At 61.5% G+C, this 22,962-nt stretch carries 21 protein-coding genes; 9 read left to right on the plus strand and 12 right to left on the minus strand.

The window, feature by feature from the left end:
• Nucleotides 1–85: 85 nt before the first annotated feature.
• From dnaQ to KW062_RS17275, 9 genes are all read right to left on the minus strand, one after another.
• Complete coding sequence (gene dnaQ, locus KW062_RS17235; RefSeq protein WP_027616517.1) at nucleotides 86–838, minus strand: DNA polymerase III subunit epsilon; 753 nt, start codon at nucleotides 836–838, stop codon at nucleotides 86–88.
• Nucleotides 839–931: 93 nt separating this feature from the next.
• Nucleotides 932–1,705 carry a 1,6-dihydroxycyclohexa-2,4-diene-1-carboxylate dehydrogenase gene (locus KW062_RS17240; protein WP_105754566.1) on the minus strand — a complete coding sequence of 258 codons (774 nt, stop codon included), beginning with the start codon at nucleotides 1,703–1,705 and terminating at the stop codon, nucleotides 932–934.
• A 137-nt stretch (nucleotides 1,706–1,842) separates the two neighbouring features.
• The gene (gene benC / locus KW062_RS17245; protein ID WP_105754567.1) at nucleotides 1,843–2,856 is read right to left on the minus strand and encodes a benzoate 1,2-dioxygenase electron transfer component BenC; all 1,014 of its coding nucleotides are present in this window, start codon (nucleotides 2,854–2,856) and stop codon (nucleotides 1,843–1,845) included.
• 10 nt (nucleotides 2,857–2,866) lie between these two features.
• Entirely contained in the window at nucleotides 2,867–3,355 is a 489-nt protein-coding gene (gene benB, locus KW062_RS17250) for a benzoate 1,2-dioxygenase small subunit (protein ID WP_105754568.1), read from the minus strand.
• Nucleotides 3,352–4,716: a benzoate 1,2-dioxygenase large subunit gene (gene benA, locus KW062_RS17255; protein ID WP_027616513.1), complete on the minus strand. Its 1,365-nt coding sequence runs from the start codon at nucleotides 4,714–4,716 to the stop codon at nucleotides 3,352–3,354. The genes benB and benA overlap by 4 nt, the downstream gene beginning before the upstream one ends.
• Nucleotides 4,717–4,854: 138 nt before the next feature.
• Entirely contained in the window at nucleotides 4,855–5,811 is a 957-nt protein-coding gene (locus KW062_RS17260) for an AraC family transcriptional regulator (protein WP_027616512.1), read from the minus strand.
• Nucleotides 5,812–5,932: 121 nt separating this feature from the next.
• Nucleotides 5,933–6,862 (minus strand): catechol 1,2-dioxygenase, encoded by a 930-nt coding sequence (gene catA, locus KW062_RS17265; protein ID WP_027616511.1) that lies wholly within the window; start codon nucleotides 6,860–6,862, stop codon nucleotides 5,933–5,935.
• A gap of 50 nt (nucleotides 6,863–6,912) precedes the next feature.
• Nucleotides 6,913–7,203, minus strand: coding sequence for a muconolactone Delta-isomerase (catC, locus tag KW062_RS17270; protein WP_027616510.1), 291 nt, complete (start codon nucleotides 7,201–7,203; stop codon nucleotides 6,913–6,915).
• 10 nt (nucleotides 7,204–7,213) lie between these two features.
• The gene (locus tag KW062_RS17275; protein ID WP_027616509.1) at nucleotides 7,214–8,362 is read right to left on the minus strand and encodes a muconate cycloisomerase family protein; all 1,149 of its coding nucleotides are present in this window, start codon (nucleotides 8,360–8,362) and stop codon (nucleotides 7,214–7,216) included.
• 127 nt (nucleotides 8,363–8,489) lie between these two features.
• Here KW062_RS17275 and KW062_RS17280 point away from each other — a divergent pair, with 127 nt between their 5' ends.
• A complete protein-coding gene (locus KW062_RS17280) occupies nucleotides 8,490–9,392 on the plus strand; it encodes a LysR family transcriptional regulator (protein ID WP_027616508.1) in 903 nt (300 codons plus the stop codon).
• On the opposite strand, the gene rnhA is transcribed toward KW062_RS17280, so the two are convergent.
• A complete protein-coding gene (rnhA, locus tag KW062_RS17285; protein ID WP_027616507.1) occupies nucleotides 9,377–9,829 on the minus strand; it encodes a ribonuclease HI in 453 nt (150 codons plus the stop codon). The genes KW062_RS17280 and rnhA overlap by 16 nt on opposite strands.
• 91 nt (nucleotides 9,830–9,920) lie before the next feature.
• Nucleotides 9,921–10,679: a class I SAM-dependent methyltransferase gene (locus tag KW062_RS17290; RefSeq protein ID WP_027616506.1), complete on the minus strand. Its 759-nt coding sequence runs from the start codon at nucleotides 10,677–10,679 to the stop codon at nucleotides 9,921–9,923.
• A 65-nt stretch (nucleotides 10,680–10,744) separates the two neighbouring features.
• Between KW062_RS17290 and gloB the strand changes: the two genes are divergently transcribed.
• The 8 genes from gloB to fabI all read left to right on the plus strand — a co-directional run bounded on the left by gloB (nucleotide 10,745) and on the right by fabI (nucleotide 21,467).
• A complete protein-coding gene (gene gloB / locus KW062_RS17295; RefSeq protein ID WP_027616505.1) occupies nucleotides 10,745–11,512 on the plus strand; it encodes a hydroxyacylglutathione hydrolase in 768 nt (255 codons plus the stop codon).
• 99 nt (nucleotides 11,513–11,611) lie between these two features.
• Complete coding sequence (locus tag KW062_RS17300; protein WP_105754570.1) at nucleotides 11,612–13,036, plus strand: transglycosylase SLT domain-containing protein; 1,425 nt, start codon at nucleotides 11,612–11,614, stop codon at nucleotides 13,034–13,036.
• Nucleotides 13,037–13,274: 238 nt separating this feature from the next.
• Nucleotides 13,275–15,107, plus strand: a complete 1,833-nt coding sequence (locus KW062_RS17305) for an extracellular solute-binding protein (protein ID WP_027616503.1) — start codon at nucleotides 13,275–13,277, stop codon at nucleotides 15,105–15,107.
• Nucleotides 15,104–16,945: an extracellular solute-binding protein gene (locus KW062_RS17310; protein WP_105754571.1), complete on the plus strand. Its 1,842-nt coding sequence runs from the start codon at nucleotides 15,104–15,106 to the stop codon at nucleotides 16,943–16,945. The genes KW062_RS17305 and KW062_RS17310 overlap by 4 nt, the downstream gene beginning before the upstream one ends.
• A gap of 1 nt (nucleotide 16,946) precedes the next feature.
• Nucleotides 16,947–18,020 carry a microcin C ABC transporter permease YejB gene (locus tag KW062_RS17315; RefSeq protein ID WP_027616501.1) on the plus strand — a complete coding sequence of 358 codons (1,074 nt, stop codon included), beginning with the start codon at nucleotides 16,947–16,949 and terminating at the stop codon, nucleotides 18,018–18,020.
• 1 nt (nucleotide 18,021) lies between these two features.
• Entirely contained in the window at nucleotides 18,022–19,041 is a 1,020-nt protein-coding gene (locus KW062_RS17320; RefSeq protein ID WP_027616500.1) for an ABC transporter permease, read from the plus strand.
• Between the two features lies 1 nt (nucleotide 19,042).
• The gene (locus KW062_RS17325) at nucleotides 19,043–20,653 is read left to right on the plus strand and encodes an ABC transporter ATP-binding protein (RefSeq protein ID WP_105754572.1); all 1,611 of its coding nucleotides are present in this window, start codon (nucleotides 19,043–19,045) and stop codon (nucleotides 20,651–20,653) included.
• A gap of 19 nt (nucleotides 20,654–20,672) precedes the next feature.
• Nucleotides 20,673–21,467: an enoyl-ACP reductase FabI gene (gene fabI, locus KW062_RS17330; protein WP_027616498.1), complete on the plus strand. Its 795-nt coding sequence runs from the start codon at nucleotides 20,673–20,675 to the stop codon at nucleotides 21,465–21,467.
• Between the two features lie 143 nt (nucleotides 21,468–21,610).
• Here the strand turns inward: fabI and KW062_RS17335 are convergent, their stop codons facing one another.
• The gene (locus tag KW062_RS17335) at nucleotides 21,611–22,894 is read right to left on the minus strand and encodes a Zn-dependent hydrolase (RefSeq protein ID WP_105754573.1); all 1,284 of its coding nucleotides are present in this window, start codon (nucleotides 22,892–22,894) and stop codon (nucleotides 21,611–21,613) included.
• Nucleotides 22,895–22,962: the final 68 nt, after the last annotated feature.

Below are 22,962 nucleotides of genomic sequence, written 5' to 3' on the forward strand. Positions count from 1 at the left end.
TCGCTCAACTGATCGGCACTGGACCACACCTGCCTGAATACATTCAGGGTAGAAGGTCAAACCCCATGTCGCGAGGCCGCGTGTATCAGCCCTGGCTCTGCGCTTCGAGCAACTGGGTCCAGAGCGCCGGAGCGCCGGCGGACTTGGCGATGATTTCCAGGCGTGCGGCGTGCTCGGCCAGCTCTGCTTCGCTGGCGCGGATGATCCGTGCTGGCGTGCGGTCGGCCGGCAAGCGGCGGATTTCCGTGGCCTGGCTGCCGGAGCCGTCACCGGCACCGTCAGAGGCATTACCCGCCAGCGACAGGCTGGTCTGGCCGCCGGTCATGGTCAGGTAGACGTCGGCGAGAATCTCCGAGTCGAGCAAGGCGCCGTGCAGTTCACGGCCGGAGTTGTCGACGCCGTAGCGTTTGCACAGGGCATCGAGGCTGTTGCGCTGGCCGGGGTGACGCTCACGGGCCATCAACAGGGTGTCGAGGATCGAGCAGTGCTGGGTGATGTCGGCCAGGTCGTGGCGACCCATCAGCGCGAATTCGTTGTTAATGAAGCCAACGTCGAACGCCGCGTTGTGGATGATCAGCTGCGCGCCCTTGATGAACTCGAAGAACTCATCGGCCACTTCGGCGAAGCGCGGCTTGCCCACCAGGAACTCGTTGGTGATGCCGTGGACGCCAATCGCGCCCTCGTCACTTTCCCGGTCCGGCTGCAGATAGACATGGAAATGCCGGCCGGTCAGGCGTCGACCAAGCAACTCGACGCAACCGATCTCGATGATCCGGTGGCCGTCGGTCACCGGCATACCGGTGGTTTCAGTGTCGAGCACCACCATCCTTTGAGCCATCTTGTTTCAACCCCTCATCGTGCCGTTTTGCGTAGGGGCGCGATCTTATCACAGAGCGTACGAGGCACGCCGACCGGGTCGATCGGCGTGGGCTCAGCCCTGGTCGCCACCGCCCACGGGCATTACCAGTCCGGTGATGTAGGCCGCATCATCGGAGGCGAGGAACAGAATCGGCTCGACTTGCTCGTCGATGGTGCCGTAGCGCTTCATCAGGGTGCTGTCGACGGTCTGGTCGACGATCTGCTGGTACCAAACCTTCTCCTCGGGGCTTTGTTCGGCGCTGTTGCGCGGGATGCGTCGTGGCGGCGCTTCGGTGCCGCCCGGAGCCGTGGCGTTGACGCGGATGCCGCGCTCGGCGGTTTCGAATGCCAGACAGGCGGTCAGCGCGTTGACTCCGCCCTTGGCGGCGCCGTAGGGCACCCGGTTGACGCTGCGGGTGGCGATCGACGAGACGTTGACAATCGCACCGCTGCCCTGCGCCAGCATGAATGGCAAGGCGGCGTGGCAGCACCACAGGGTGGGAAACAGCGAACGCCGCACTTCGGCTTCGATCTGCTGTTCTTCGTAGTGCTCGAAAGGCTTGGCCCAGATGGTGCCACCGACGTTGTTGATCAGAATGTCGAGCCGACCGAAACGCTCTACCGCGGCCTGCATGACCCGGCTGCACTCGGCGTATTGCTCAAGATCGGCGGTCAGGGCCAGCACTGGGTGCTTGCCGGCCAGTTCGGCTTCGAATTCGAACACCAGCTCCGAGCGGTCGACCAGCACCAGGCGCGCGCCCTCGGCTGCCAAACGCTCGGCCACCCGCCGGCCGATCCCTTGGGCGGCGCCGGTGACCAGGGCGATTTTGTCTTGGAATCTGTGCATGTTGGGTTCCTTTGAATCATGGACATCTGACTGGACAGCACCCCTGTAGGAGCATGGCGATGGCGGTGTATCAGGTACACCGCGGCCGCCCGACAAGCCAGCTCCCACAAAGTCAACAGACCATCCGCCGACCTCGATCACGCCGCGCTGGCAGCAAATTTCTCGTAGTAGAAGTTCTTCGGCGCAATGCCCTGTTCGCGGATGTACTGGCTGACCGCTTCGACCATCGGCGGCGGGCCGCAGAGGTAGACGTCGACGTCGCCCTCGTTAAGGTGCTGCGGTTCGATGTGCTGGGTCACGTAGCCCTTGAGCGGATGAGCGCTTTGTGGATTCGCCACGCAGGCACTGAAGCTGAAGTTGGGGATGCGCGCGGCCAGGTCCTGCAGGCGATCCAGTTCTACCAGGTCGAAATCGTTGGTCACCCCGTAGATCAGATGCAGCGGATAGGCACTGCCCTGCTCGGCGATTTTCTCCAGCATCGCGGTGAACGGCGCCAGGCCGGTGCCGCCGGCCAGCAACAGCAGCGGGCGCTGGATTTCGCGCAGGTAGAAACTGCCCAGTGGCCCGGCCAGGCTCATGCTGTCGCCGGCCTTGGCGATGCCGGTGAGGAAACTGCTCATCAGGCCGCCCGGGACGTTGCGGATCAGGAAGCTGACCTCGCCGTCGCGTTGCAACGAACTGAAGGAATAGGCACGGGTCTGCTCGCTGCCGGGAATCCCCAGGTTGACGTATTGCCCCGGCAGGAACGCCAGTTTGCTCAAGGCGTCGCCCTTGATCGACAGAGCAATGGTGCTGTCGGACAACTGCCGCACCTGGCTGATGGCCGCGCTGTAGCTGGCCTGCTGGGTCCGGCAGACGTCCGAGGACGCCGGCACCCGCACCACGCAATCGCTCAGGGCGCGCATCTGGCAAGTCAGCACGAAGCCTTGCTCGGCTTCCTCGCTGCTCAAGGCGTCTTCGATGTATTCCTCGCCCAGTTCATAACGGCCAGCCTCGGCGAAACACTTGCAGGTACCGCAGGCGCCGTCGCGGCAGTCCAGCGGAATGTTAATGCCCTGACGGTACGCAGCATCGGCCACGGTCTCGCCCGGCTTGGCGTCGACGAACCGGGTCACGCCATCTTCGAAATTCAGTGCAATGGAATGCGTCATGACCGTGACCTCACAAATGGTAGACATCGATAACCTGGCGAACGTAGTCGTTCTTCAGGATCACTTTCTTGGCCTTGATCAGCGGGCTGTCGCCGCGCACGTCGAGGGTGTAGAAACTGCAACCGAAATAGCTGTCGACGGTCTTGTAGCGAAAGCTCAGGGTGTGCCAGTTGAAGCGCACCTTGCACAGGCCGTCAGCCTGTTCCAGCAGCTCGATGTTGCTGATGTTGTGGGAGGTCCGGGTGTCCGGCACGCTGGCGCTGGAACGCTCGGTCTTGATCCGGAAGATGCGGTCCTCCAGGCCCATGCGGTTGCCGTACCAGATCAGTGAGATTTCCCGCTGTGGGTCTTCAGTCAACTCGTCGTTGTCATCCCAGGACGGCATCCAGAAACTGGCGTCAGCGGCGTACAGTTCCAGCCAGTTGTCCCAGTCCTTGTCGTCGAGGTAGCGCGCTTCACGGTAGAGGAAGTCGCGCACGGCGTCGTAAGAAATGCTCATGCCAGCGCCTCCAGCTTGATCAAGGCCGACTGCTCTTCGGCCAGGGCCTTGAGCATGGTTTCCTGCCAGTATTTGTGCTGCAGCACGAACAGCCCTTCGTCTTCGGTGCGCACACCGCTGAGCAGTGGCTGCAGGTCAATCTCTTTGGCCGCCTCATCGGCGCCCTCGACCCAGTGCTCGGCACCACGGGACATGTCGTTCCAGGCCGTGTTGCTGCCCTGATAGCCCATCTGGCAGGAGCGGAACTCTTCCAGGTCATCCGGGGTGGCCATGCCGCTGACGTTGAAGAAGTCTTCGTACTGGCGGATCCGGCTGGAGCGCGCGGTGTCGCTTTCGCCTTTGGGGGCGATGCAATAAATGGTGATTTCCGTGCGATTGACCGAGATCGGCCGGGCGATGCGAATCTGCGAACTGAACTGGTCCATCAGATAAACGTTGGGGTACAGGCACAGGTTGCGCGAGTTTTCGATCATCCAGTCGGCGCGGGCCTTGCCGAAGTCGCGGGCGAGTTCGTCGCGACGCTCGTACAGCGGCCGGTCCTCGGGGTTCGACCAGCGGGTCCAGAGCAGCATGTGCCCCTTGTCGAACGAGTAGAAACCGCCGCCCTGCTTGGCCCAGGTGCCGGCGCTCATGGTCGGGTTCTCGTCGCCGCATTCGCGTTGCTTGCGCTGGTTCTGGGTCGCCGCGTAGTTCCAGTGCACCGAGCTGACGTGGTAGCCGTCGGCGCCGTTTTCGGCGGTGAGTTTCCAGTTACCTTCATAGATGTAGCTGCTGGAGCCGCGCAGGACTTCCAGGCCGTCCACCGACTGATCGACGATCATGTCGATGATCTTCGCCGACTCACCCAGGTGCTCCACCAGCGGCACCACGTCGGCCTTGAGGCTGCCGAACAGGAAGCCACGGTAGGACTCGAAGCGCGCCACCTTGGTCAGGTCGTGGGAGCCCTCGCAGTTGAAGCTCGCCGGGTAGCCGGCCGCCGCTGGATCCTTGACCTTGAGCAGCTTGCCGGAGTTGTTGAAGGTCCAACCATGGAACGGGCAGGTATAGGAGCTCTTATTGCCGGTTTTGTGCCGGCAGAGCATGGCGCCACGGTGGCTGCAGGCATTGAGAAAAGCGTTGAGCTCACCGTCCTTGTTACGGGCGATAAAGATCGATTGGCGGCCCATGGTGGTGGTGTAGAAATCGTTCTTGTTGGGAATCTGGCTCTCGTGAGCGAGGTACAGCCAGTTGCCCTCGAAAATGTGTTGCATTTCAAGATCGAACAGGCGCGGGTCGGTAAACATCTCCCGCTTGCAACGGAAGAGGCCCTGTTCTTTATCGTCTTCGAGCAGGGATTGAAGATATTCGGGTCGCAGGGTCATGGCCGCCGCCTCCATTGTTATTGTTCAGGCAAGGCTCATGCTAGAACGGGCGCTGGAGGGCCAATATCCACTGGGTGCAAAGCACTATCCGTTTTGTGCAACCAGGTCGATACGCGGGCTGCGCGCATCGACTGACGATCAGTGGCGGCGCTTGAGGGTGTCCGACGGCAATTCGTCGAACTGCTTTCGGTAGCTTTCGGAAAACCGACCCAGGTGCAGGAAACCGTAATCCATGGCCAGCTCGGTGACGTTGCGCACGGTGCAGGTGGGGTCGCTGAGACAGGCGTTGACCCGTTCCAGCTTCTTCTGGCGAATGTAGTTTTTTGGCGTGGTCGCGGCATATCGCTCGAACAGCCCGTACAGCGAACGCAGGCTCATGCTCGCCTGGCGGGCCAGTTCCTCGCTGCAGATGTCCTGCTTGAGGTTGCGTTCGATGTAATCGGTGATCCGCTCGAAGCAGGCAGTCTGCGAACCAAGGCCGGCGCGGCTGACGTTGGTTTTCATCAGGCTGAGCATCTTGCTGACGATGATCTGTGCGTAGTGATCCTGGACCCGCGGCATGCTGTCGAACGCTTCGGCCTCCTGGCAGATCATGCCCAGCAGGTTGAAGAAGCCTTCCAACTCATCCAGTTGATAGCGATTTTCGAGAAAGCGCACGCCCTGCCCCGAGTGCAACCAGCGCTGCTCCTGGCACACCGATTCCAGCAGGCTGGCGGGCATTTTCAGGATGAATTTTTCGCAGTCGTCGGAATAGGTCAGGTCCACCGGATCGTCCGGATTGATCAGCAACAACTCGCCGGGAGCGAAGTAATGCTCCTGACGATGGCCGCGCCACAGGCAGTGGCCACGCAGCAGGACTTGCAGGTGGAAGATAGTTTCCAGGGCTGGTGAGGTGACCCGCACGCTGCCGCCGTAGCTGATACGGCACAGGTCCAGGCTGGCGAATTTGCTGTGATTGAGACTGGCCTGCGGGCTGCCGCTGCCAGGCAGGCGGATGCAGTGGTTGCCCACGTGTTGATTGACGTACTCCGACACCGCATAGGGGTCGGCCTGGGCAAACACGCGGCTGCGCTCACTCAATAGATGCGCTTGCATAACCGTCTCTCTCATTGTTGTTATGGGTACATCGGACCGGGCCATTGTATGCCAGGTGCCACAACGGCAAAAACCACGAGATAAACGGTGGTTTATCTCGTGGTCGGTGAGCCGCGTGTTATCAGTCTTCCAGGGCGCGAACTCGCTCGTGACGCTGCTGCTCGTCAGGCTGAGCCGAGGACTGCAGGGTGAAATCGAACTCGATTTCGGCGAATTGCCCGCTCACGCCGTAGGCTGCGGCGCGTTGCTGATCGTCGCTGAAGGTGATCTTGGCGATCAGTTCGTCGCGGGTGGCGTAGGCAAAGTCGTCGTGCAGGTACTTGTCGCCATCCAGGTTGATCTGGGTGGTCAGGTGACGATGATCGTCTGCCGAGATGAAGAAGTGGATGTGCGCCGGACGCTGGCCGTGACGGCCCAGTTGATCGAGCAGTTGCTGGGTCGGACCGTCCGGTGGGCAGCCGTAGCCCGACGGCACGATGCTGCGGAAACGATAGCGACCTTCGGCATCGGTGACGATACGACGACGCAGGTTGAATTCCGACTGGCTGCCATCGAAGTACGAGTAAGTGCCGCCGGTGTTGGCGTGCCAGACGTCGACCACGGCGCCGGCCAGTGGCGAGCCGTCGGTGTTCTTCACTTGGCCTTGCATGAACAGCACCACACCCGGATCGACGCCGTCGTCCAGGCGCGCTTCGCCGGTGGACAGCGGCGCACCGGCTACGTACAGCGGGCCTTCGATGGTGCGCGGGGTGCCGCCGGTTTTACCGGCCTGCTCGTCTTCCGCGTCCATCAGCAGGTCGAGGTAGTGCTCCAGGCCCAGGCCGGCAACCAGCAGGCCCGCTTCCTGGCGTGCGCCGAGGACGTTCAGGTAGTTCACCGCTTTCCAGAACTCTTCCGGGGTCACGTTGAGGTCTTCGATGATGTTCACCGAGTCGCGCAGGATGCGGTAGATCAGCGCCTTGGCGCGCGGGCTGCCTTCATCGTTGTGCAGGCCACTGGCTTCTTCGAGAAACTTCTGGGCAGTGGCAGTGTGGGAAATTTTGACGTTCATGATAATTCCTCATCTTGTAGTTATTAGAGTGCAGTACGGACGACGCCGGCTCAGCGATCGTCTTCGTGAATAGAAGAAGGATGCCTGCACATCGCGTTCACTTCGATGGCCATGTACGGGTACAGCGGCAGTTGCATCAAGGTGTCGTGCAGTTCCTGCACGCTGTCGACGTCGAACACGCTGTAGTTGGCGTAGAGCCCGGCGATTCGCCACAGGTGCCGCCACTTGCCCTGTTCCTGCAGGCGCTGGGCCAAGGCCTTTTCATCGGCCTTGAGCTGGGCAGCCCGCTCGGGATTCATGTCGACCGGCAGGTTCACGGTCATTTTTACGTGGAACAGCATGCGCATCTCCTCAGGCGGAATACAGGGTGGTGGCGGTTTTGTCACGGCGGAAGAACGCCAGGCGCTCCTCGTCCAGGCTCAGGCCAAGGCCCGGCTCGCGTGAAACGTGCAATTGGAAATCACGGTACACCGGTGGCTCGCTGAGAATATCTTCGGTCAGCAGCAAGGGGCCGAACAGCTCTGTGTCCCAGCTCAGTTTGTTCAGGGTCAGGAACGCATGGGCCGAGGCCAGGGTGCCGATCCCGCCTTCGAGCATGGTGCCGCCGTACAGGCCGATCCCCGCTGCTTCGGCAATGGCGGCGGTGCGCAACACGGCGCGAGGGCCACCATTCTTGGCGATTTTCAGGGCGAACACCGACGCCGCGCCTTCGCGGGCCAGGTTGAAGGCGTCTTCGACGCACTCGATGGACTCGTCGGCCATGATTGGCGCCGGGCTCATTTCATTGAGGCGGACCATGCCGGAACGGTTGTTGCGCGAGATTGGCTGCTCGATCAGGTCGATGCCGTTGCCGCCGAGAATCCGGCAGGCGCGCAAGGCCACGGCCTCGTCCCAGGCCTGGTTGACGTCGACCCGCACACTGGCGCGATCGCCGAGGGCTTTCTTGATCGCGATCACGTGAGCCAGGTCACGATCGACTTCGCCGGCACCGATCTTCAATTTGAAAATCCGGTGACGACGCAGGTCGAGCATCTGTTCGGCTTCGGCGATGTCCTTGGCGGTGTCGCCGCTGGCCAGGGTCCAGGCCACGGGCAGCGCGTCACGCACACGGCCACCGAGCAACTCACTGACCGGCAAACCAAGGCGCTTGCCCTGAGCGTCGAGCAAGGCGGTTTCGATACCGGACTTGGCGAAAGTGTTGCCACGGATGCTGCGATCCAGACGCAGCATCGCGGCGTTGATGTTGCAGGCGTCCTGGCCCAGCAACAGCGGCGTAAAGTGCTGGTCGATGTTGGTCTTGATGCTGTCCGGGCTTTCGTTGCCGTAGGCCAGGCCACCGATGGTGGTCGACTCACCGATACCTTCGATGCCGTCGGCGCAGCGCACACGGATGATCACCAGGGTCTGGTTCTGCATGGTATGCATCGCCAGCTTGTGCGGGCGGATAGTCGGCAGATCGACGATGATCGTCTCGATCGATTCAATGGCAGAAGAAAGCATGTCCATACCCATCAGGTTCTTGAAGTTCTGGGACCGATTCTCGTACGGCTTTTTTCCGGGTTCCAATATAGAATTGGTCTGGATCGATACCTTTTAGGTATTTTCAAGATTCAACTGTGGAGGACTCATGGAACTACGTCATTTGCGCTACTTCCAGGTGCTGGGGCACACCCTGAATTTCACCCGCGCCGCCGAGCGCCTGCACATCGCCCAACCGCCTTTGAGCCGGCAGATCCAGCAATTGGAAGATGAGTTGGGGGTGGTCCTGCTGGAGCGCGGACGGCCGCTGCGCCTGACCGAGGCCGGGCGGTTTTTCCTTGAGCACTCCACGGCGCTGCTGGAGCAACTGCACAAAGTCTGCGACAACACCCGGCGGATTGGCCTGGGCGAGAAAACCTGGCTGGGTATCGGTTTTGCGCCATCGACCTTGTACGGCGTACTCCCCGAGTTGATCAGGCGCCTGCGCAGCAACGACGCCCTGGAGCTGGAGTTGGGCTTGTCGGAAATGACCACCCTGCAGCAGGTGCAGGCGCTCAAAGCGGGTCGGATCGATGTCGGTTTCGGGCGGATTCGTATCGATGACCCGGCGATCATCCAAACCGTGCTCAACGAAGACCGCCTGGTCGCCGCCCTGCCCGCCGGCCATCCGCTGCTGGCCCGACCCATCAGCCTCAGCGAGCTGGCCAACGAGCCCTTCGTGCTCTATCCCGGCAACCCACGGCCAAGCTACGCCGACCATGTGATCGCGTTGTTCGAGTCTTATGGGGTGAGCATCAAGGTGGCGCAGTGGACCAACGAACTGCAGACGGCGATCGGCCTGGTGGGTGCGGGCATCGGCGTGACCCTGGTGCCGGCGTCGGTGCAATTGCTGCACCGCGACGACATCGGCTTCACCCCGGTCCTGGAAAACAACGCCACCTCGCCGATCATTCTCAGTCAGCGCATTGGCGACGTTTCACCGGGGTTGAAGCACTGTTTGCGCTTGATCGACGAACTGCGCAGCTTTTCAGCCGATCAGGCCTGCTTGTAACCGCGCACATCATCGACGCCGCGGTTGGCCAACTGGTCGGCGCGCTCGTTACCCGGATGGCCGATGTGGCCACGCACCCACTTCCAGGTCACGTTGTGGCGATTAACCTGTTCGTCCAGTTGCATCCACAGGTCGGCATTCTTGACCGGTTCCTTGGCAGCGGTTTTCCAGCCGCGCTTTTTCCAGTTGACCATCCACTCGTTGATGCCCTTCATCACGTACTGCGAGTCGGTCACCAGCAGCACATCGCAGGGCCGCTTGAGCTCTTCCAGGCCACGAATTGCCCCCATCAACTCCATGCGGTTGTTGGTGGTGTTGGCTTCGCCGCCCCAGAGCTCCTTTTCCACGCCCTTGCACACCAGCAAGGCGCCCCAGCCGCCGGGGCCGGGGTTGCCCTTGCAGGCGCCATCGGTGAAGAGTTCTACGCTATCGCTCATGCAATCTATCCAGAATAAGTCGGTGGCTTGTCGGCCTGGGTCGACAATGCCTGGGCCGGGCGAACCCGGCTGGAGTAATAAGGAAGGGGGGTTACGGCTTGCTGTCGCGTCGGTTGACCTTGGCCATCGGCAGCGGGATCAGCTTGCCCATCGGCTCGCGCCGCACCTGGCGCACCGGGCGCAGGCCCACAACAATCTTGCGTGCGACCAATAGATAGAAGCCGCCACCGGACAGTTGCCAGTTACCCGCCCTGCGCTCCCAACCGGCCAGGCGAGCTTGCCAGGCAGGAGACGCAAGCGGCGGACGATAGCACCCGAAGCGGCGTTTCTCCAGCGCGAAGCCCAGCAGGTTGAGCCAGTCGGCCACTCGCGACGGCGAAATGCAGCGCGCCTTGCGCATCCCGTCAGCGGCGAACACATGGCGCATGCCCCAACTGCTCCAGGGGTTGATGCCGATGATCAGCAAATGCCCGCCAGGGCGGACGGCACTGGCGGCCTCGCGCAGCAGGCCGTGGGGCGACAGGCAGAAATCCAGGCCGTGCTGCATGACCACCACGTCGGCGGCGTGCTCGCTGAGCGGCCATGCCTGTTCTTCACAGACAATTTCCACCCCCGGCAGCGGCGCACCGAGGCGCACATTGCGTTGCACCTGCGGGGCGTTGGGCGGCGTTTCAGCCGAGGGCCCGTAATGCACCAGGTAGCCGCCGAAGAAGCGCCCGAGTTCGTCTTCGAGCATGCGCCGCTCTTCATCCAGCAGAAACTGGCCGATGGGCCCGGACAGCCACTCGCGGGCAGCGCCGATCAACTCCAGCCACTGCGGATCGGCCTGCGCGAACGCTTTATCGGTCATTGCATTCTCCAACTCGCCAGGAAGCTCTAAGATGCGCCAATGTATTCCGCTTGGCGAATTTCGTAATGATACCCATCACAGCCCTACCCGCCTTCACCGACAACTACATCTGGTTGTTACAAGATGAAGCAAATTTCCGCTGCGCCGTGGTCGATCCGGGCGATGCGGCACCGGTTCTGGCCTGGCTGGCGGAACATTCCGACTGGACCCTCAGCGATATTCTGGTCACCCACCATCACCATGACCACGTCGGCGGCGTCGAAACCCTCAAGCAAGCCACCGGGGCCAAGGTCTACGGCCCAGCCAGCGAAGCCATCCCGGCGCGCGACGTGGCCCTCAACGATAACGACCAGATCAGCGTACTCGGTCATACCTTCGACGTGTATGCGGTGCCGGGCCACACCCTCGGCCACATCGCTTACTACACCCCGGGCGTGTTGTTCAGTGGCGACACCCTGTTCGCCGCCGGTTGCGGCCGCCTGTTCGAGGGCACTGCGCAACAGATGCACCACTCGCTGAGCCGCCTCGCTGCCTTGCCGGACGCGACCCTGGTGTATTGCACCCACGAGTACACCCTGAGCAATCTGCGCTTTGCCGTCGCCGTCGAACCGAATAACCCGGACGTCGCCAAGCGCTTCAGGAATGTCTCGCAATTACGCGAAGCCGGGCAGATTACATTGCCGTCCAATCTGGCTTTGGAAAAGCTGACAAATCCCTTTTTGCGCACCGGCGAAACATCCGTTAAAGAAATATTAGACGAACGGAGTGACTCCAAAGACCGGGCGCCCAGTGAGGTTTTTGCGGCACTTCGGGCTTGGAAGGATAGGTTCTAAACAGGGCCAGCATAGGTCGGAAGATTCTCAAAGGTTGACCGCACCGGGTGCCCTTTCTAGAATCGCCCGACATTTTTGCCCGGAACTTACTTCCAGCCAATGTCGTCATCTATACGTAAATCCATCAAATCAGACGCATTGACCCGCCTGGCTCAAGCCATCGCGGTGGCTGTGTCCGCCACCCTGGCGGGCTGCAGCAGCACCGGTCAAGTGCCGCAAACCGATGCGGCACACACCCTGTCCGCACGCCCCAAGCAAAAGCCGATCTGGCTCAGCGAAAAACCCACGCCGGAGGTCCCGCAGGATGTCTGGGAGCGCATGCGCCAGGGTTTCCAGTTGCAGGACGGCCTGGGCGTCAACCCTCGGATCGAGCAACAGCGCCTGTGGTTCGCCAGTAATCCTTCCTACCTGGAAAGCGCCGGCGAACGCGGCAGCCTGTACATGCATTACATTGTCGAGCGCCTCGAAGAACGCAACATGCCGCTGGAGCTGGCGCTGCTGCCAGTAATTGAAAGCTCCTACAATCCCTTGGCCTATTCACCGGCCAACGCGGTAGGCCTGTGGCAGTTCATTCCGTCCACCGGACGTTACTTCAACCTGCGCCAGACCCGTTTCTATGATGGTCGTCGCGACATCACCGCGTCGACCACCGCCGCCCTGGATTACCTGACCAAGCTGCACGACATGTTCAACGGCGACTGGCTGCTGGCTCTGGCGGCCTACAACGCCGGCGAAGGCACGGTCAGCCGGGCCATCGAGCGCAACGAAAAACTCGGCCTGCCCACCGATTACTGGAACCTGCCACTGCCGTCGGAAACCCAGGCCTACGTGCCCAAGTTGCTCGCCCTGTCCCAGGTAGTGATCACCCCGCAAGCCTACGGCGTCAATCTCAACCCGATTGCCAACCAGCCCTACTTCGAAGTCGTTGAAATCAACCAGCGCATGGACCTGTCCAAGGTCGCCGCGGTGGCCAATATCGACGAAGACGAGTTGTTCCAGCTCAACCCGGCTTTCAAGCAACGCACCACCATCGACGGCCCCCAGCATCTGCTGGTGCCAACCTCCAAGGCACAGCTGCTGACGGCCAGCCTGTCGACCATGAAGCCCGAAGAGCTGATCAGCAAGCGGCCGCTCAAGCCGGTGTTCGACGGTGCCGACAGCCCGGTGATTGCCGGTGCCAAGCGCAGTTATCGGGTCAAGCGTGGCGACAACCTGACCGCCATCGCCAAGGCCAATAAGGTCGACGTCAAGGACCTGCAGCGCTGGAACAACCTCAGCGGCAAGCACCTCAAGGCCGGCCAGACCCTGGTCATGCAGGACACCCGCCGCAGCAGCGGCCGCACTACCACCACCCTAGCCGCCAACAGCAAGAAGCAGACGAAGTACAAGGTCCAGCGCGGTGACTCGCTGTACATGGTCGCCAAGCGTTTCAATGTCGAGATGCAACACCTCAAGCGCTGGAACCCACGGGTGGGCCAGGCGCTGAAGCCGGGGCAGTTGCTCACCGTCTCCTCGCCGCGCTGAGAGTCAATGCGTGTCTAATGGACGATAAGTGGTAGGAGCGAGCTTGCTCGCGAAAAATGTCAACGATGAGGCGCCCATTCTGAATAAATGCGGCGGCCTCAGGTTTTTCGCTGCGATGCGGCGTCCCGACAACCCAGCTCCTACATTTGAACAGCCCCCTCCTCCGGCTTTTTCCTGTCAAGACAAGCTGTTACTGTACGAACCATGTAGCCCAAGCCGCCTGGATCGAAACCCTGACTTGAAGCCTGTCTTTCCCCTCCTGCTGATCAGCCTGGCCTTGAGCTTCCCTGCGAGCGCAACCATCAGCGAAAGCCACGGTTATGCGCAGTTCGGCACACTCAAGTACCCAGCCCGCTTTACCCACTTCGACTGGGTAAATCCGCAAGCGCCCAAAGGCGGCACCTTGCGGTTGATGGCGTTTGGCACTTTTGACACCCTTAACCCCTACACCTTCAAGGGCACCAGCCCGGTTGCCACGCCCAATTTCCTGCAATACGGCATCAACGAGCTGAATGAGCCACTGATGGTCGGCACCGGGCAATACGCACCCTCCGGCGACGAGCCGGCATCCAGCTACGGGCTGATCGCGCAATCCGTGGAATACAGTGAGGACCGCAGCTGGGTGGTGTTCAACCTGCGCCCCGAGGCACGTTTCCACGACGGAAAAGCCATCACTGCCTACGACGTGGCCTTTTCCTACCGTTTATTGCTAAAGGAAGGTCACCCGCGCTACCGCACCAGTCTGCAGGAAGTGCAACGGGTCGATATCCTCAACCCGTTGCGCATCCGCTTCGTTTTCAAGCGCGCCGGCAACCCCCTGTTGATCCTGCGCCTTGGCGAGTTGCCGGTGTTGCCGCAGCACTACTGGAAAGGTCGCGACTTCAAGGCCACCACCTTCGAACCACCACTGGGCAGCGGGCCGTACCGCATCATCCAGGTTCAGCCGGGGCGACAGTTGCAGTTCGAACGGGTCAAGGATTACTGGGGCAAGGATCTGCCGGTCAATCGCGGCAAATACAACTACGACAAGGTCGAGGTCGAGTTTTACCGCGACAGCGACGTCGCTTTCGAAGCCTTTAAGGCCAACGAGTTCGACATCTACATCGAACACCAGGCGAAGAACTGGGCCAATGGCTATAACTTCCCCGCCGTGCGCCGGGGCGAGGTGATCAAGGCACAGATCAAGCACCAGATCCCGACCCAGACCCAGGGCCTGTTCATGAACACCCGGCGCAGCACGTTTGCCGACGCCAAGGTGCGCCAGGCCCTGGGCCTGATGTTTGACTTCGAATGGACCAACCGCACCCTGTTCAGCGGCGCCTACCAACGGGCCATGAGTTACTACCCCAACAGCGAATTCTCTGCCAGCGGCCTGCCGGTGGGCCACGAATGGCTGATGCTCTCGCCCTATCGCGAGCAGTTGCCCGCCAAGCTGTTCACCGAGCCGTTCAGCCTGCCACGCACCGAGGGCCGCGGGATTCCCCGCGAGACCCTGCGCCAGGCCCTGGGCCTGCTGGCCGAAGCGGGCTGGAAGCTCAATGGCCAGCGCCTGCAGAACGCCGCCGGCCAGCCGTTGCGCCTGGAGATTCTGCTGGTCAACCCGAACCTGGAACGGATTCTCCAGCCCTACGCGGAAAACCTCGCCAGCATCGGCATCGACGCGCGCCTGCGCACGGTCGACCGCGCCCAGTACAAGCAGCGTCTGGACCAGTTCGATTTTGACATGATCCTCATGACCCTCGACCAGACCCTCAGCCCCGGGCTGGAGCAGTGGCAGTACTTCCATTCGAGCCAGGTCGCGGTCAAGGGCAGCAAGAACTACGCCGGCGTCGCCAACCCGGTGGTCGACCACCTGCTGGAACAGTTGCTCGCGGCCCAGTCCCGCGATGAACAATTGGCCGCCGGCAAGGCGTTGGACCGCGTGCTGCTGTGGCAGCACTACATCATTCCTAACTGGTACATCAATTATCACCGCCTGGCGTACCGTAACCGGTTCGCCTTCGTGACCACGCCGCCCTACACCCTGGGCCTGAACGCGTGGTGGCTGAAGACTTCGGAGAAAGCTCAATGATGCCTGTGCGTACCCTCCTCGGCCTGCTCCTCGCGGGTGTAGCCTGTGTCGCCCAAGCGGCGCCGCAACACGCCTTGACCCTGTACGACGAACCGCCCAAGTACACGGCGAATTTCAAACACTTCGATTACGTCAATCCGGATGCGCCCAAAGGCGGGACCTTCCGCCAGGCCGGCTTCGGCAGCTTCGACAGCCTCAACCCCTTCATCAGCAAAGGCGTACCGGCCAACGACACCGACCTGATCTACGACACCCTGGCGCGGCAAAGCCTGGACGAACCCTTCACCGAATACGGGCTGATCGCCAGCAAGATCGAGAAAGCCCCGGACAATAGCTGGGTGCGCTACTACCTGCGCCCTGAGGCACGCTTCCATGACGGCCATCCGGTCCGTGCCGAGGACGTGGTGTTCAGCTTCCAAACCCTGATGAAAAGTGGCGCACCGCTGTATCGCGGCTACTACGGCGATGTCGACCAAGTGGTCGCCGAAGACCCACTGCGGGTGCTGTTCACCTTCAAGCACAACAACAATCGCGAGCTGCCGCTGATCATCGGCCAATTGCCCGTGCTGCCCAAGCACTGGTGGGAAAACCGCGACTTCACCAAGGGCAATCTCGAAGCGCCGTTGGGCAGCGGGCCGTACAAGGTCAGCGAGGTCAAGGCCGGACGTTCAATCCGTTACGAGCGGGTCAAGGACTACTGGGGCAAGGACCTGCCGATCAATCGCGGTTTCTACAACTTCGATGTGATGAGCACCGACTATTTCCGCGACAACACCGTCGCCCTGGAAGCCCTCAAGGCTGGCCAGTTCGACTACTGGCTGGAAATTTCCGCGAAAAACTGGGCCAACGCCTACAACATCCCGGCGGTCAGTGAAGGTCGACTGATCAAGGAACAGATCGTCAACGGCAACTCCACCGGCATGCAGGGCTTTGTCTTTAACCTGCGCCGGCCGCTGTTCCAGGACGTGCGGGTGCGTCAGGCCCTGAGCCTGTTGCTGGACTTCGAATGGACCAATAAACAGCTGTTCAACGGCGCCTACACCCGCACCCGCAGCTACTTCGAAAACTCGGAAATGGCCGCCACCGGGCTGCCGGATGAAGCCCAGTTGCAGATCCTCGAACCCCTGCGCGGCAAGATTCCCGAGCAAGTGTTCACTGAGGCCTTCGCCAACCCGCTGAGCGATGCCAGCGGCATGATCCGCGCCCAGCAACGCCAGGCCTATCAACTGCTGCAGGAAGCCGGTTGGCGCATTGTCGACGACAAGATGGTCGACGCCAGCGGCAAACCGGTGAAGATCGAATTCCTGCTGGCGCAGACCGAGTTCGAGCGCGTGCTGCTGCCGTTCAAGCGCAACCTCAGCGACCTCGGGATCGATCTGGAGATTCGCCGGGTCGACGTCTCGCAGTACATCAACCGCGTGCGCTCGCGGGACTTCGACATGGTGGTCGGCGGTTTCCCGCAGTCCAGTTCGCCGGGCAACGAACAGCGCGAGTTCTGGAAATCGGAAAGTGCCGACAAGCCGGGTAGCCGCAATTACATTGGCCTCAAGGACCCGGCCATCGACCAATTGGTGGAGGCGCTGATCAATGCCGACTCGCGCAGCAGCCTGGTGGCTCACGCCCGCGCCCTCGACCGAGTGCTGCAATGGGGCTATTACGTGATCCCCAACTGGCACATCAAGACCTGGCGTGTGGCCTACTGGAATCACCTTGGTCACCCCAAGGTTTCGCCAACCTTCGACATCGGCATCAACACCTGGTGGATCAAGCCCGACGCCAAGCCGGCGATCGAGGTGCTGAAACAAGAGCAAGCCGAACCTGCGGCCGGGGAGCAATAAGATGCTGGCCTACATATTACGGCGACTGCTGCTGATCATTCCTACCCTGTTCGGCATCCTGCTGATCAACTTTGTGATTATCCAGGCCGCGCCCGGTGGCCCGGTGGAGCAGATGATTGCCAAGCTCGAAGGCTTCGAAGGCGCCACCAGCCGGATTGCCGGTGGCGGTGCCGAAGTCTCGGTGGCTGGCTCCAGCTATCGCGGCGCCCAGGGCCTGGACCCGGCGCTGATCAAGGAAATCGAGCAGATGTACGGCTTCGACAAGTCGGCGCCGGAACGCTTGTGGATTATGATCAAGAACTACGCGCGCCTGGATTTCGGCGACAGCTTCTTCCGCGATGCCAAGGTGATCGACCTGATCAAGGAGAAGATGCCGGTGTCGATCTCCCTCGGTTTGTGGAGCACCCTGATCATGTACCTGGTGTCGATCCCCCTGGGGATCGCCAAGGCCACGCGACACGGCAGCCATTTTGACGTCTGGACCAGTTCGGCGATCATCGTCGGCTATGCGATCCCGGCGTTCCTGTTCGCCATCCTGCTGATCGTGGTGTTCGCCGGCGGCAGCTACCTCGATTGGTTCCCCCTGCGCGGCCTGACCTCGAACAACTTCGACGAACTGAGCCTGGGTGGCAAGGTCCTCGATTACTTCTGGCACCTGGCGCTGCCGGTGACCGCCCTGGTGATCGGCAACTTCGCGACCATGACCCTGCTGACCAAAAACAGCTTCCTCGACGAGATCAACAAGCAGTACGTGGTCACCGCCAAGGCCAAGGGCCTGACCCGCCACCGGGTGCTGTACGGCCATGTATTCCGCAACGCCATGCTGCTGGTAATCGCCGGTTTCCCCTCGGCCTTCATCGGGATTTTCTTCACTGGCTCGCTGCTGGTGGAGGTGATCTTCTCCCTCGACGGCCTCGGCCTGATGAGTTTCGAGGCGGCGATCAACCGTGATTACCCGGTGGTCTTCGGTACCCTGTTCATCTTCACCCTGCTGGGCCTGGTGGTAAAACTGATCGGCGACCTGACCTACACCCTGGTCGACCCACGTATCGACTTCGAAACCCGGGAGCATTGAGATGAACCTTTCCCCTCTCAATCGACGCCGTTTCGAGCTGTTCAAGGCCAACAAGCGCGGCTGGTGGTCGCTGTGGATCTTCCTCGTGCTGTTCGGCCTGAGCCTCGGCGCCGAGCTGATCGCCAACGACAAGCCGCTGGCCGTGCACTACGACGGCGAGTGGTACTTCCCGGCACTCAAGCGCTATCCAGAGACCACCTTCGGCGGCGAATTCCCGCTGGAAGCCAACTACAAGAGCCCGTACATCCGCGAGTTGCTCAAGGCCAAGGACGCCTGGACCCTGTGGGCACCGATCCCGTTCAGCTACCAGAGCATCAATTACGACCTGAAAGTCCCGGCCCCCGCGCCGCCGTCGGCGGATAACCTGCTGGGCACCGACGACCAGGGCCGTGATGTGCTGGCCCGGGTGATCTACGGTTTCCGGGTATCGGTGCTGTTTGCCCTGACGTTGACCGTCCTCAGCTCGATCATCGGGGTGATCGCGGGTGCCCTGCAGGGCTTTTATGGCGGCTGGGTCGACCTCGCCGGGCAGCGTTTCCTGGAAATCTGGTCGGGCTTGCCGGTGCTGTATCTGCTGATCATTCTCGCCAGTTTCGTGCAGCCCAACTTCTGGTGGCTGCTGGGGATCATGCTGCTGTTCTCCTGGATGAGTCTGGTGGATGTGGTCCGTGCCGAGTTCCTGCGTGGGCGCAATCTCGAATACGTGCGTGCCGCCCGGGCGCTGGGCATGCAGAACGGCGCGATCATGTTCCGCCATATCCTGCCCAACGCCATGGTCTCGACCATGACCTTCATGCCGTTCATCCTCACCGGCGCCATCGGCACCCTGACCGCCCTGGACTTCCTCGGCTTCGGTTTGCCGGCCGGCAGTGCGTCCCTGGGTGAGCTGGTATCCCAGGGCAAGTCCAACCTGCAGGCGCCGTGGTTGGGTATCAGTGCCTTTGCGGTACTGGCGGTGATGTTGAGTTTGCTGGTGTTTATCGGCGAGTCCGCTCGCGATGCCTTCGACCCGAGGAAGTGAAATGAATCAGGACAATCTGATCGAAGTGCGCGACCTCAGCGTCGAGTTTGGCATCGGCGACCGACGGCATCGGGTGGTCGAGGGTGTCAGTTTCGACATCAAGCGCGGCGAAACCCTGGCACTGGTCGGCGAAAGCGGTTCGGGCAAGTCGGTCACCGCGCACTCGATCCTGCGCCTGCTGCCCTACCCCCTGGCCCGTCACCCCAGCGGCAGCATCAACTACTCCGGGCATGACCTGCTGAGCCTGAAAGAAAAAACCATCCGCCACATTCGTGGCAATCGCATCGCGATGATTTTTCAGGAACCCATGACCTCGCTGAACCCGCTGCATTCGATCGAGAAGCAGATCAACGAGGTGCTGGGGATCCACAAGGGTCTCACCGGCAAGGTCGCGACCAAGCGCACCCTGGAACTGCTGGAACTGGTGGGCATCCCTGAACCGCACAAACGCCTCAAGGCTCTCCCCCACGAATTGTCCGGCGGCCAACGACAACGGGTGATGATTGCCATGGCCCTGGCCAACGAGCCGGAACTGCTGATCGCTGACGAACCGACCACCGCGCTGGACGTCACCGTGCAGCTGAAAATCCTCGATTTGCTCAAGGATTTACAGGCGCGCCTGGGCATGGCGCTGCTACTGATCAGCCACGATTTGAACCTGGTGCAAAGAATTGCGCATCGGGTATGTGTCATGCAGCGCGGTTGCATCGTCGAACAGGCATCGTGTGAGGAATTGTTTCGCGCGCCACAGCATCCGTACACCCGTGAATTGCTGGCAGCGGAGCCCAGCGGACGGCCGGCGAGCAATGAAATCGGCCCGCCGCTGCTGCAAGTCGAGGACCTGAAAGTCTGGTTCCCGATCAAGAAAGGCTTTATGCGCAGCACCGTCGATTACGTGAAGGCGGTGGACGGAATCAACTTTAGCCTGCCCCAGGGCCAGACCCTGGGCATTGTCGGCGAGAGTGGTTCGGGCAAGTCGACGTTGGGCCTGGCGATACTGCGTTTGATTGCCAGCAAGGGCACGATCCGTTTTGAAGGCAAATCGCTGGACAGCCTGACGCAGCAACAGGTCAGGCCGCTGCGGCGGGAGATGCAGGTGGTGTTCCAGGACCCCTTCGGTAGCCTGAGCCCACGCATGTGCGTGAGTCAGATCGTCGGCGAAGGCCTGCGAATTCACAAGATCGGCACGGAAGCAGAGCAAGAGCAGGCTATTATTGCCGCGCTCGAGGAAGTAGGCCTGGATCCGGACACCCGGCACCGCTACCCTCACGAATTTTCCGGTGGGCAACGGCAAAGAATCGCCATTGCCCGGGCATTAGTGCTAAAACCGGCGTTGATTTTGCTGGACGAGCCGACTTCGGCCCTCGACCGCACCGTGCAACGCCAAGTGGTTGAACTGCTGCGCAGACTGCAGAGCAAGTACAACCTGACGTATCTGTTCATCAGCCATGACCTGGCTGTGGTGAAAGCGCTGAGCCACCAATTGATGGTGGTCAAGCATGGCCAAGTGGTCGAACAAGGTGCTGCGCAAGCGATCTTTGCCGCACCGCAACATCCCTATACCCAGCAGTTGCTGGAGGCCGCCTTCCTGGCCCCAGCATCAGCCGAATAACCTGAAAGAGGAGCAACACATGGGTTTTCTCGCCGGTAAGCGCGTACTGATCGTCGGTGTCGCCAGCAAGCTGTCCATCGCATCCGGCATCGCTGCCGCCATGCATCGCGAGGGCGCTGAGCTTGCCTTCACTTATCAGAACGACAAACTCAAGGGTCGTGTCGAAGAGTTCGCACAAGGCTGGGGTTCGAGCCCTGAGCTGTGCTTCCCGTGCGACGTGGCCAGCGATGAAGAAATCGCCAAGGTCTTCGAAGCCCTGAGCCAGAAGTGGGACGGCCTGGACTGCATCGTGCACTCCGTGGGCTTCGCCCCGGGCGACCAACTGGACGGCGACTTCACCGAAGCCACCACCCGTGACGGTTTCCGCATTGCCCACGACATCAGCGCCTACAGCTTCGTGGCCCTGGCCAAGGCCGGTCGCGAAATGATGAAAGGCCGCAACGGCAGCCTGCTGACCCTGTCGTACCTGGGCGCCGAGCGCACCATGCCGAACTACAACGTCATGGGCATGGCCAAGGCTTCCCTGGAAGCTGGCGTGCGTTACCTGGCCGGCTCCCTGGGCCCGGACGGCACCCGCGTGAACTGCGTATCGGCTGGCCCGATCCGCACCCTGGCGGCTTCCGGCATCAAGAACTTCCGCAAAATGCTGGCCGCCAACGAAGCGCAAACCCCGCTGCGTCGCAACGTCACCATCGACGAAGTCGGCAACGCCGGCGCCTTCCTGTGCTCCGACCTGGCGTCGGGCATCAGCGGTGAAATCATGTATGTAGACGGTGGTTTCAACACCACGGCTATGGGTAACATCGAAGAGTAATCTTCGGCTATTAGTTGATCATTGTGGGAGCGAGCCTGCTCGCGAAGGTCTCAAGGTCACCGCGCCTTAGCTGAAAAAGCGCGTTATCGTTGACGACCTTCGCGAGCATTCGAGCGTCGACCGGCTGCTCCCACATGGTTTTGTTATCCCTTGCCATGCCCCCCGGCCACCGTCGCCGACGCCGCCAACATCGCACGCAACAACACCGCACACCCAGCCGCCAGATCATCCGGTGCGGCATTCTCAATCTCGTTGTGGCTGATCCCCCCCTCACAAGGCACAAATATCATCCCCGCCGGGCCCAGTTCCGCGAGGAAGATCGCGTCATGTCCCGCGCCGCTGACGATGTCCATGTGCGACAAACCCAAGCCTTGCGCCGCCCCGCGAACCGCCTCGACGCAGTCCTGGTGGAAGTACAGCGGTGGGAAATCGGCGGTGGGCGTCAGTTCGTAACTCAGGCCGTGTTCCTCGCAGGTGGTTTCGATCACCTGGCGCACTTCGGCGATCATCGAGTCTAGGCGCTCCGGTTGCAGATGACGGAAATCCAGGGTCATGCGCACCTCGCCCGGGATCACGTTGCGTGAGCCGGGATAGGCCTGCAGACACCCGACGGTGCCGCAGGCATGGGGCTGGTGCCCCAGAGCTGCGCGATTGACTGCACCGACGATCACCGCAGCACCCACCAGGGCATCCTTGCGCAGGTGCATCGGGGTTGGCCCGGCGTGGGCCTCGACACCGCGCAGCTTAAGGTCGAACCACTTCTGCCCCAGCGCGCCCATTACCACGCCAATGGTCTTGTGCTCATCTTCAAGAATCGGCCCCTGTTCGATATGCGCTTCAAAGTAGGCACCGACCTTGTGCCCACTGACTTTACGCGGACCGGCATAGCCAATCGCGTTGAGTGCCTCCCCCACCGTTACGCCCTCAGCATCGACCTTGGCCAGGGTTTCCTCCAACGTAAATTTCTCGGCGAACACCCCGGATCCCATCATGCACGGGGCGAAGCGCGAACCTTCTTCGTTGGTCCAGACCACCACCTCCAGTGGTGCCTCGGTTTCCACGCCCATGTCATTCAGGGTGCGCAGCACCTCGACACCGGCCAGAACACCGAAACAGCCGTCAAACTTGCCGCCGGTGGGCTGGGTGTCGATGTGGCTGCCAGTCATGACCGGCGGCAGGTCGGGATTGCGTCCGGGGCGGCGGGCAAAGATGTTGCCCACCGCGTCCACGGTGACCGTGCATCCGGCGTCCTCGCACCAACCCACGAAAATGTCCCGGGCCTGGCGATCGAGGTCGGTCAGCGCCAGGCGACAGACGCCGCCCTTGACCGTGGCGCCGAGCTTGGCCAGTTCCATGAGTGAACGCCACAGGCGGTCGCGGTTGATGTGCTGGTGGCTGGACTGCAGAACGTCTACGGCCGCGTTCATGGTGATCTCCTCGGGGTTGTTCTTATGGGTTCGTTCAGGTGGTTTTTGGGTGGGTTTGAGGGCCCCTT

It is taken from the genome of Pseudomonas fluorescens (genome assembly GCF_019212185.1).
GTDB lineage: Bacteria > Pseudomonadota > Gammaproteobacteria > Pseudomonadales > Pseudomonadaceae > Aquipseudomonas.

Coding starts and splice junctions, on each gene's coding strand:
- dnaQ (WP_027616517.1), bottom strand. CDS start 838: ATGGCTCAAAGGATGGTGGTGCTCGACACTGAAACCACCGGTATGCCG.
- KW062_RS17240 (WP_105754566.1), bottom strand. CDS start 1,705: ATGCACAGATTCCAAGACAAAATCGCCCTGGTCACCGGCGCCGCCCAA.
- benC (WP_105754567.1), bottom strand. CDS start 2,856: ATGACGCATTCCATTGCACTGAATTTCGAAGATGGCGTGACCCGGTTC.
- benB (WP_105754568.1), bottom strand. CDS start 3,355: ATGAGCATTTCTTACGACGCCGTGCGCGACTTCCTCTACCGTGAAGCG.
- benA (WP_027616513.1), bottom strand. CDS start 4,716: ATGACCCTGCGACCCGAATATCTTCAATCCCTGCTCGAAGACGATAAA.
- KW062_RS17260 (WP_027616512.1), bottom strand. CDS start 5,811: ATGCAAGCGCATCTATTGAGTGAGCGCAGCCGCGTGTTTGCCCAGGCC.
- catA (WP_027616511.1), bottom strand. CDS start 6,862: ATGAACGTCAAAATTTCCCACACTGCCACTGCCCAGAAGTTTCTCGAA.
- catC (WP_027616510.1), bottom strand. CDS start 7,203: ATGCTGTTCCACGTAAAAATGACCGTGAACCTGCCGGTCGACATGAAT.
- KW062_RS17275 (WP_027616509.1), bottom strand. CDS start 8,362: ATGCTTTCTTCTGCCATTGAATCGATCGAGACGATCATCGTCGATCTG.
- KW062_RS17280 (WP_027616508.1), top strand. CDS start 8,490: ATGGAACTACGTCATTTGCGCTACTTCCAGGTGCTGGGGCACACCCTG.
- rnhA (WP_027616507.1), bottom strand. CDS start 9,829: ATGAGCGATAGCGTAGAACTCTTCACCGATGGCGCCTGCAAGGGCAAC.
- KW062_RS17290 (WP_027616506.1), bottom strand. CDS start 10,679: ATGACCGATAAAGCGTTCGCGCAGGCCGATCCGCAGTGGCTGGAGTTG.
- gloB (WP_027616505.1), top strand. CDS start 10,745: ATGATACCCATCACAGCCCTACCCGCCTTCACCGACAACTACATCTGG.
- KW062_RS17300 (WP_105754570.1), top strand. CDS start 11,612: ATGTCGTCATCTATACGTAAATCCATCAAATCAGACGCATTGACCCGC.
- KW062_RS17310 (WP_105754571.1), top strand. CDS start 15,104: ATGATGCCTGTGCGTACCCTCCTCGGCCTGCTCCTCGCGGGTGTAGCC.
- KW062_RS17315 (WP_027616501.1), top strand. CDS start 16,947: ATGCTGGCCTACATATTACGGCGACTGCTGCTGATCATTCCTACCCTG.
- KW062_RS17320 (WP_027616500.1), top strand. CDS start 18,022: ATGAACCTTTCCCCTCTCAATCGACGCCGTTTCGAGCTGTTCAAGGCC.
- KW062_RS17325 (WP_105754572.1), top strand. CDS start 19,043: ATGAATCAGGACAATCTGATCGAAGTGCGCGACCTCAGCGTCGAGTTT.
- fabI (WP_027616498.1), top strand. CDS start 20,673: ATGGGTTTTCTCGCCGGTAAGCGCGTACTGATCGTCGGTGTCGCCAGC.
- KW062_RS17335 (WP_105754573.1), bottom strand. CDS start 22,894: ATGAACGCGGCCGTAGACGTTCTGCAGTCCAGCCACCAGCACATCAAC.